Origin of the sequence: Pseudomonas sp. UBA6315, from assembly GCF_002438125.1 — a bacterium.
GTDB lineage: Bacteria > Pseudomonadota > Gammaproteobacteria > Pseudomonadales > Pseudomonadaceae > Aquipseudomonas > Aquipseudomonas faucium.
The window spans coordinates 1-7,855 of the sequence record NZ_DJTF01000205.1; the positions used below are offsets into that span (position 1 = coordinate 1).

Consider the following 7,855-nt stretch of genomic DNA (forward strand, 5'->3'; position numbering starts at 1 on the left):
AGGGTTTCGTCGTCGTTGAGGTTAGTCAGGCTCTCGACGATCTTGTCGTAGCAGGCCCAGTTACGCGCGGCGCGGCCGATGCCGCCGTACACCACCAGTTCCTTGGGGTTTTCGGCGACCTGCGGGTCGAGGTTGTTCATCAGCATGCGCAGCGGCGCTTCGGTCAGCCAGCTTTTGGCCGTCAGCTTGTTGCCACGCGGGGCGCGGATCTCGACGTCACGGAATTTGTTGAGTTTGTTGTCAGTCACGAAAAGTGCTCCTCGGGTGCGTACAGCGCGAATGGGGACGGCCTATCCACTTTCGCGCACTTGGCTTTACTTGTACATACAAGCATATGCAATTGAATTGCCAAGTGCGCTTTCGAGGTTGTTTCGAGGGTTTTGGGGATGGGGTGCAGGCCAGGGAAATCGGGGGATCGAGGGGCGGGAAAAAAATTGCGGAGGGGTGTGCAGAGGGGGATGTGGGGAGGGACGGCATTGCGCCATCCTGGGGCGATCGGTAACAGGCTGCTCCGTTTGGGAGCGTTACCGGGTAACTTTTGTGGGGGTTGTACGGGCCCTATCGCCGGCAAGCCGGCTCCCACAGGGTATCTCGGCAGCCCTGGAGGCTGTGTGGGAGCCGGCTTGCCGGCGATGGGCCAGTGCTAGCACTACGAGAGTTGGATCAGCTCGATCACGCAGCAGCGCCCCAGCACATCCACTTCCAGCAACCGTTCGTTGCCGCTCTGCTGCAGGCAGTCATACAAGCCCAGCGAACGCGCCTGGCCATCGATGCTCACCTGCAACTCGGCCTGGGCACTGAACACCAGCACCGTATCGGCCGCACTGAACAGCCGGCTGCCACCGTTGAACCACTGCAAGCGCGCCCGGTAACGCCCAGGCGCATAGATCAGGTTGAAATCGCGAATCGGCCCACCCAGCAAGGTGCAGCTCACCTGGCTCTCGCCACTGAAGGCATAGGCATCGAACGGCAACAGCGGCCGGGCGTGCTCGCCGTCCACGGTCAGGCGCATGCCATCGCCCTGCAGCACGGTGATGATGCGCTGGTAACCGGCAAAACTGGAAAAGCCACCGGACGCCTCGATATCGGCGATCGACAGGCGCCAGCCGAAGCCGTCCAGGCCATCGCCGGCATCGCGGGTGATCTCTTCGGTAAAGCCCCCGCCGTTCTTCCACGGCATGCGCGGGTAATCTTGGGCACGCAATAACTGCAACTGGCTCATTTGCTGAAACGTCCTTCCAGGCGATGACGGGAACCGGGGTGGATCAGCCGCGCCGCGGTCACCGGCTGGCGGCCCGACCAGGTGCGCCGGCGGATCAGCAGGCAAGGCTCGCCGCGCTCGATCTGCAGCAGCTTGCACTCGTCGGGCTCGGCGAGAATCGCCTCGACCACGTGCTCGCCTTCGGTCAGCGGCGCCACCTGGGACAGGTAGGCGTAAGGCGTTTGCCGGGTGAAGTCCTGCTTGAGGTAGTCCGGGGCGATCAGCGCATTGACGAAGCGGTCTTCGATCTGCACCGGCACGCCGTTCTCGAAGTGCACGATCAGCGAATGGAACACCCGCTGGCCTTCGCGCATGTCCAGCGCCAGGGCGCGCTCGGAGCCGGCTGCTTCCTCGGCCAGGACGATGACCTGGCAGCTATGCTGGTGGCCGCGCGCGGCAATCTCGTCGGCGATGTTGTTGACCTCGAACAGCGCGGAGCGGGTCTTGGGCTCGGCAACGAAGGTGCCCACGCCCTGCATGCGTACCAGCAGCCCTTCGGCGGTGAGCTCGCGCAGGGCGCGGTTGATGGTCATGCGGCTGAAGCCCAGCTGGCTGACCAGCTCGCTCTCGGACGGCACCCGGTGGTGCGGCGGCCAGCTGCCGTTTTCGATCTGCTGGACGATCATCTGCTTGACCCGGGCATACAGCGGCGCCGGGCCCTCGCCCATCTGGGCTACCAGCGCGGAGACAGGAGGTGTCGGCACGGCGTTTGATCCTTGTGCGAAGTGATTGAAGGTAGCTTGCCGGAGTTTACCCGGCAGGCAAACGGCTGTATATGTATATACAAGTTGAACAATAACAGGATAGCGCAATGCCCGCCTACTTTGCCGAACGTGCCCTGCTGCCCAGCGGTTGGGCCAACAATGTCCGTTTAGAAGTCACCAACGATGGCCTGCTGGCCGCCATTGCAGCCGATGCCAGCGCCGAGGGCGCCGAGCGGCTGAACGGGCCTTTGCTGCCCGGCATGCCCAACCTGCATTCGCATGCCTTCCAGCGGGCCATGGCGGGCCTGGCGGAAGTGGCGGGCAACCCCAACGACAGCTTCTGGACCTGGCGCGAGCTGATGTATCGGCTGGTCGGCAAGGTCACCCCGGAGCAATTGCAGGTCATCGCCCGCCAGCTCTACATCGAGATGCTCAAGGCCGGCTACACCTCGGTGGCCGAATTCCACTACGTGCACCATGACCAGGCGGGCAAGGCCTACGCCGACCCGGCCGAGCTGTCGCGCCGCATCAGCGCGGCCGCCGCCAGCTGCGGCATCGGCCTGACCCTGCTGCCGGTGCTGTACAGCCATGCCGGCTTTGGCGGCCAGGCGCCCAACGACGGGCAGCGGCGCTTCATCAACTCCACCGAGCAATACCTGAACCTGCAAGCGCAGCTGGCCCCGCTGCTGGCCGCGCAACCGGCGCAGCAGCTGGGCCTGTGCTTCCATTCGCTGCGCGCGGTAACCCCGGGGCAGATTGCCGAGGTGCTTGGCGCGAGCGATCGGCAATGCCCGGTCCACATCCACATCGCCGAGCAGCAGAAGGAAGTCGACGACTGCCTGGCCTGGAGCGGCCAGCGCCCGTTGCAGTGGCTGTACGACCACGTCGATGTGGATGCGCGCTGGTGCCTGGTGCATGCCACCCATGCCGACCCGCAGGAGGTGACGGCGATGGCGCGCAGCGGCGCGGTGGCGGGCCTGTGCCTGACCACCGAGGCCAACCTGGGCGACGGTATCTTCCCGGCCGTGGACTACCTGGCCCAGGGCGGGCGCATGGGCATTGGCTCGGACAGCCATGTGTCACTGAGCGTGGTCGAGGAACTGCGCTGGCTGGAGTATGGCCAACGCCTGCGCGACCAGCGCCGCAACCGGCTCTACCGCGAAGACCAGCCGATGGTCGGGCGCACGTTGTATGACGCGGCCCTGAGCGGCGGCGCCCAGGCGCTGGGGCAACCGCTGGGCGAACTGGCGGTGGGCAAGCGTGCCGACTGGCTGGTGCTGGATGGGCAGGACCCGTACATCGCCATGGCCGAGGGCGATGCGATTCTCAACCGCTGGCTGTTCGCCGGTGGCGATCGCCAGGTGCGCGATGTGATGGTGAACGGGCAGTGGGTGGTGCGCCAGGGGCGGCACGCGCAGGAAGCGGACAGTGCGCGGGCGTTTGTCGAGGTGTTGCGTCAGCTGTTGGGCTAATGACTGGATTGGCTGCGGGGGGGGACAGAGACTCTGTGTGCAAACAGAGTCTCTGATGAAGAGATGCTGTGGTGTAGAGATTCTTTGGTGTAGAGATTCTGTGGGAGCGGGCTTGCCCCGCGAAGCAGGCAGCGCGGTGGATGGCACCGGCTTTGCCGGTGTTCGCGGGGCAAGCCCGCTCCCACAAATTTCTGATCACAAATTTCTGATCACAAATTTCTGATCACAAATTTCTGATCAGAGATCTGATCAGAAACCTGGTTAAAGCATTCTCAATGCATCTGCACGATCTGCTTGTCCGGCGTGCGCCAGATCAGCCGGCTGGTGTCATACCCCTGCTGCCGCGCCTTGGACAACAGGCTCTCGCGCTCCCAGGCCGGCAAGCTCGGCGTGCGCGAAAGAATCCACAGGTACCTGCGATCCGGGCTGCCGACGATGGCGGTGCGGTAGCGATCGTCCACGTACAGGATCCAGTACTCGCCCTTGGTCAGCCCCGGCACGAGGCGGGTGAACCAGTTGTCGAACTCGACCCACAGCCTGTCGGTATGCCCCGGCTCCTGGATGTTGGCGTGGCCCTCGGCGCGCAGCCACTCGTCACCCATCGTGCGGCAGCGGTTGAGCACGCCATACGAGCCATCGGGCTTGAGGTTGTAATGCGCCTCGGACTGGGCGCACTCGCTCTGGTACGGCATCGGCAGGCGCGCCAGCTCATACCATTTGCCCTGGTAGCGCTTGAGGTCGACATTGCCCGCGGTCTTGGGAACCAGCGGGTCGTTGGCCGAGGTGGCGCAGCCACCGAGCAGCATCACCAGGCACAACCCCAGCAGCAGGTGCACACGGGTCATTTGAGGCCCTGCCCGGAATACATCAGTACCTTGTCCGCGGCGTACTGCACGCTGATGAAGCTCTTCTCGTCCCCCCAGGTGCAGCTGCTCATGCCCAGCGCGCCAGAGCACTCGGTGGGCGTGCCGAGCAGTTGCTCGACCTCGGCCTTGTTCATACCGGCCTTGAGCTTGGAATAGTTTTCCTGATTGATCTTGCTGCACGCAGTCAGGACGACGCACAAGGACAACAGGGCGAGGGAACGCAACGACATGAAGGAACACTCCTGAAAGGTGGAAACAGGCGAGTGGCCTGCAGTGACCTTCGACGGGAAAATCCTCCCCTGGTTCCCTGCCACCCCCCCTTTCGTTCTACGCCGTTGGTCGGCTGGACCTGCGCAAACGATTAATGTTTCCGCCGCCGCGGACGACACAGCGAGCGGCTGTGGCGAATTGCCGCAGCCTCCCCTCCGACGTGCCTTGTGCAGACCGCAAAAAAATGACCAAGAACCTGAAGTTCAGCCACAAGATCCTGCTGGCCGCCGCCCTCGTGGTGGCCGTTGCCTTCACCTGTTTCGTCCTGTTCAACGACTACCGCCAGCGCCAGTCGCTGCGCAGCGATACGCAAAACACCCTGCAGGAGTTGGGCGGCCTCACCGCAGGCACCATCCGCAACTGGCTCGACAGCCGCATCCAGCTGCTCGATTCGCTGGCCCAGCAAATTGCCATCGATGGCCCCGGCAAGGCCAGCCTCGACCGCAGCCTGGCGCTGCCGGTGTATGGCAGCAATTTCCAGCTCACTTATTTCGGCGGCCAGGACGGCAGCATGCAATCGGTACCGCTGGGCAACCGCGCCGCCGACTACGACCCGCGGGTTCGCGGCTGGTACAAGGCCGCCAGCGCCGGTACCCGCACCATCGTCACCGAGCCGTACATTTCGGCGTCTGCCGGCAAGCTGGTGATCACCCTGGCCACGCCTGTACAGCAAGCGGGCCGCCTGCTGGGCGTCAGTGGTGCCGACACCGACCTGCAGACCATCAGCAACCTGATCAACACGCTGAACTTCGAGGGCCATGGCCACGCCTTCATCGTCAACGGCGAGGGCAAGATCCTGATCCACCCCAAGGCCGAGCTTGCGCTCAAGAGCCTGGCCGATGTGTACCCGCTCGACACCCCGCGCATCGGCAGCGGCCTGAAGGAAGTCGAGTTCGATGGCCGCAAGCAGTTCATCAACTTCACCCACGTCGACGGCGTGCCCTCGGCGGACTGGTACGTGGCCCTGGTGGTGGACCAGGACGCCGCCTTTGCCATGCTCGGCGAACTGCGCACCTCGGCGATCGTCGCCACGCTGATTGCCGTGGTGGTGATCATCGCCCTGCTCGGCGTGCTGATTCGCGTGCTGATGGAGCCGCTGCACCTGATGGGCCGCGCCATGCACGACATCGCCGAGGGCGAAGGCGACCTGACCCGGCGCCTGAGCATCCACGCCCAGGATGAATTCGGCAGCCTGGGGCAATCGTTCAACCGCTTCGTCGAGCGCATCCACGAGTCGATTCGCGAAGTGGCCTCGGCCACCGGCCAGGTCAACGCGGTGGCCAGCCAGGTGGTGAGCGCCTCGAACGCCTCGATCCACAACGCCGACCAGCAGTCGAGCCGCACCAGCAGCGTGGCAGCGGCCATCAACCAGCTGGGTGCCGCCGCCCAGGAAATCGCCCAGAACGCCGCCTTGGCCTCGCAGCATTCCAGCGAGGCCCGTGGGCTGGCGCAAGATGGCCAGCAGGTGGTCGGGCGCACCATCGAGGTGATGAACCAGCTCTCGGCGCGCATCAGCGACTCCTGCGGCAACATCGAGACGCTGAATGCGCACACGGCGAACATCGGCCAGATTCTCGATGTGATCAGCGGCATCTCGCAGCAGACCAACCTGCTGGCGCTCAATGCCGCGATCGAAGCGGCGCGGGCTGGCGAGGCAGGCCGCGGGTTTGCCGTGGTGGCCGACGAGGTGCGTAACCTGGCCCACCGCACCCAGGAGTCGGCGCAGCAGGTGCAGCGCCTGATCGAGGAATTGCAGGCCGGTGCGCAGGTGGCGGTCAGCACCATGAATCAGAGCCGCGAGCACAGCGACCATAGCGTGGGCATTGCCAACCAGGCGGGTGAGCGGCTGGGTAGCGTGACCCAGCGGATTGGCGAAATCGATGGCATGAACCAGTCGGTGGCCACGGCGACCGAGGAACAGACGGCCGTGGTCGAGTCGATCAATGTCGACATCACCGAGATCAATACGCTGAATCAGGAAGGGGTGCAGAACCTGCAGAGCACGTTGCGTGCCTGCACCGACCTTGAGCATCAGGTCGATCGGTTGCAGCAGCTGGTGGGGAGTTTCAGGATCTGAATTCGGCGGCGCCTTCTTCGCGGGGCAAGCCCGCTCCCACAAATACCTGTGGGAGCGGGCTTGCCCCGCGAAGAGGCTGGTGCAGGCTGCTTAGAACCTGGACCCAGGCTCCAGCAGAAAGTCCATCTCTTCACTGGTGCTGGGCCTGCCCAGCATCAGGTTGCGATGGGGGAAGCGCCCGAACCGGGCAATCACCCGCTGATGCTGCTCGGCATAGTCGAGGAAGCCTTCGAACAACCGGCGGCTCGCCTCCGGCTGCTCATCGAGCAGGATCCGGTAGCGCTCGACACTCAGGTTCTGCCAGTCCAGCACCTCGGCATGCTCCAGCACCAGCAGCACGAACACCCGCTGGATCGGCAGCAGCTGGTAATCCCAGCCCTTCTGCAAACCCTGCATCGCCACCACCTGCGCACGCCGGTCGCCTTCGAAGGCGCGCGGCGTGTCGCGGTAGAGCATGCGCGGCAGCTGGTCCAGCAGGATCAGCAGGCCGAGCCAGCCCTGCGGGCTCTGCTGCCACTCGTCGAGCCCACCCGCCAGGGCATGCTCGACCAGGTCGCCAAACAGCGCCTGGGCGTCGGCATCGTGATGCTTGCCGAACCACAGCGTGCTCTTCTCGTCAGCCACGGCCTGGGCACTGTTGCCCCAACCGAACCACCATTCCAGCAACGGCTGCCAAGGTGCGAGCATGGGTTACTCCTTGTGGTAGGCGGTCACACGCTCGACCTCTTCCTTCGAGCCGAGGATCACCGACACGCGCTGGTGCAGGCTCTCGGGCTTGATGTCGAGGATGCGATCGTAACCGTTGGTGGACGCGCCGCCGGCCTGCTCGATGATGAACGACATCGGGTTGGCTTCGTACATCAGGCGCAGTTTGCCCGGCTTGCTCGGCTCGCGGGCATCGCGCGGGTACATGAACAGGCCGCCACGGGTGAGGATGCGGTGCACGTCGGCCACCATCGAGGCGATCCAACGCATGTTGTAGTTCTTCTTCAGCGGGCCGGTCTCGCCCGCCAGCAGCTCGCCCACGTAGCGCTGTACCGGGGCTTCCCAGTGGCGCTGGTTGGACATGTTGATGGCGAATTCGGCGGTGGTTGCCGGCACCTGGATGTTCTCGTGGGTCAGCACGAAGCTGCCCAGCTCGCGGTCCAGGGTGAAGCCCTTGACGCCGTTGCCCAGGGTCAGGATCAGCATGGTCTGCGGGCCGT

General features: G+C 64.6%; 8 protein-coding genes and 2 pseudogenes. 3 read left to right on the forward strand and 7 right to left on the reverse strand.

Annotation, left to right across the window (positions count from 1 at the left end; all coding sequences use genetic code 11):
- The 3 genes and pseudogenes from B3E94_RS24485 to hutC form a co-directional block, all read right to left on the reverse strand.
- Positions 1 to 248: pseudogene (locus tag B3E94_RS24485) on the reverse strand (urocanate hydratase); the annotation flags it as partial.
- A 401-nt stretch (positions 249 to 649) separates the two neighbouring features.
- Positions 650 to 1,222 (reverse strand): HutD family protein, encoded by a 573-nt coding sequence (locus B3E94_RS24490; protein WP_286915557.1) that lies wholly within the window; start codon positions 1,220 to 1,222, stop codon positions 650 to 652.
- Positions 1,219 to 1,929: a histidine utilization repressor gene (gene hutC / locus B3E94_RS24495; RefSeq protein ID WP_176513002.1), complete on the reverse strand. Its 711-nt coding sequence runs from the start codon at positions 1,927 to 1,929 to the stop codon at positions 1,219 to 1,221. The genes B3E94_RS24490 and hutC overlap by 4 nt, the downstream gene beginning before the upstream one ends.
- A gap of 143 nt (positions 1,930 to 2,072) precedes the next feature.
- Between hutC and B3E94_RS24500 the strand changes: the two genes are divergently transcribed.
- Positions 2,073 to 3,437: a formimidoylglutamate deiminase gene (locus B3E94_RS24500; RefSeq protein ID WP_286915558.1), complete on the forward strand. Its 1,365-nt coding sequence runs from the start codon at positions 2,073 to 2,075 to the stop codon at positions 3,435 to 3,437.
- 272 nt (positions 3,438 to 3,709) lie between these two features.
- On the opposite strand, the gene B3E94_RS24505 is transcribed toward B3E94_RS24500, so the two are convergent.
- Positions 3,710 to 4,282, reverse strand: coding sequence for a lipocalin family protein (locus B3E94_RS24505; protein WP_286915559.1), 573 nt, complete (start codon positions 4,280 to 4,282; stop codon positions 3,710 to 3,712).
- Positions 4,279 to 4,533 (reverse strand): outer membrane protein assembly factor BamE domain-containing protein, encoded by a 255-nt coding sequence (bamE, locus tag B3E94_RS24510; protein ID WP_079230016.1) that lies wholly within the window; start codon positions 4,531 to 4,533, stop codon positions 4,279 to 4,281. The genes B3E94_RS24505 and bamE overlap by 4 nt, the downstream gene beginning before the upstream one ends.
- Positions 4,534 to 4,757: 224 nt before the next feature.
- Between bamE and B3E94_RS25670 the strand changes: the two are divergent.
- Both B3E94_RS25670 and B3E94_RS25675 read left to right on the forward strand, forming a co-directional pair.
- Positions 4,758 to 5,795: pseudogene (locus tag B3E94_RS25670) on the forward strand (cache domain-containing protein); the annotation flags it as partial.
- Between the two features lie 129 nt (positions 5,796 to 5,924).
- On the forward strand, positions 5,925 to 6,650 hold the full coding sequence (locus tag B3E94_RS25675; RefSeq protein ID WP_414708173.1) for a methyl-accepting chemotaxis protein: 726 nt from the start codon (positions 5,925 to 5,927) through the stop codon (positions 6,648 to 6,650).
- Positions 6,651 to 6,740: 90 nt separating this feature from the next.
- On the opposite strand, the gene B3E94_RS24520 is transcribed toward B3E94_RS25675, so the two are convergent.
- On the reverse strand, positions 6,741 to 7,337 hold the full coding sequence (locus B3E94_RS24520) for a DUF924 family protein (protein WP_176512977.1): 597 nt from the start codon (positions 7,335 to 7,337) through the stop codon (positions 6,741 to 6,743).
- 3 nt (positions 7,338 to 7,340) lie between these two features.
- A partial coding sequence (locus tag B3E94_RS24525) for a class 1 fructose-bisphosphatase (protein ID WP_286915561.1) occupies positions 7,341 to 7,855 on the reverse strand: 515 nt, incomplete at its 5' end.

Excerpts from the sequence above, each read along its gene's own strand:
- B3E94_RS24520 (WP_176512977.1), bottom strand. The coding sequence starts at position 7,337 with ATGCTCGCACCTTGGCAGCCGTTGCTGGAATGGTGGTTCGGTTGGGGC.
- bamE (WP_079230016.1), bottom strand. The coding sequence starts at position 4,533 with ATGTCGTTGCGTTCCCTCGCCCTGTTGTCCTTGTGCGTCGTCCTGACT.
- hutC (WP_176513002.1), bottom strand. The coding sequence starts at position 1,929 with ATGGGCGAGGGCCCGGCGCCGCTGTATGCCCGGGTCAAGCAGATGATC.
- B3E94_RS24505 (WP_286915559.1), bottom strand. The coding sequence starts at position 4,282 with ATGACCCGTGTGCACCTGCTGCTGGGGTTGTGCCTGGTGATGCTGCTC.
- B3E94_RS24500 (WP_286915558.1), top strand. The coding sequence starts at position 2,073 with ATGCCCGCCTACTTTGCCGAACGTGCCCTGCTGCCCAGCGGTTGGGCC.
- B3E94_RS24490 (WP_286915557.1), bottom strand. The coding sequence starts at position 1,222 with ATGAGCCAGTTGCAGTTATTGCGTGCCCAAGATTACCCGCGCATGCCG.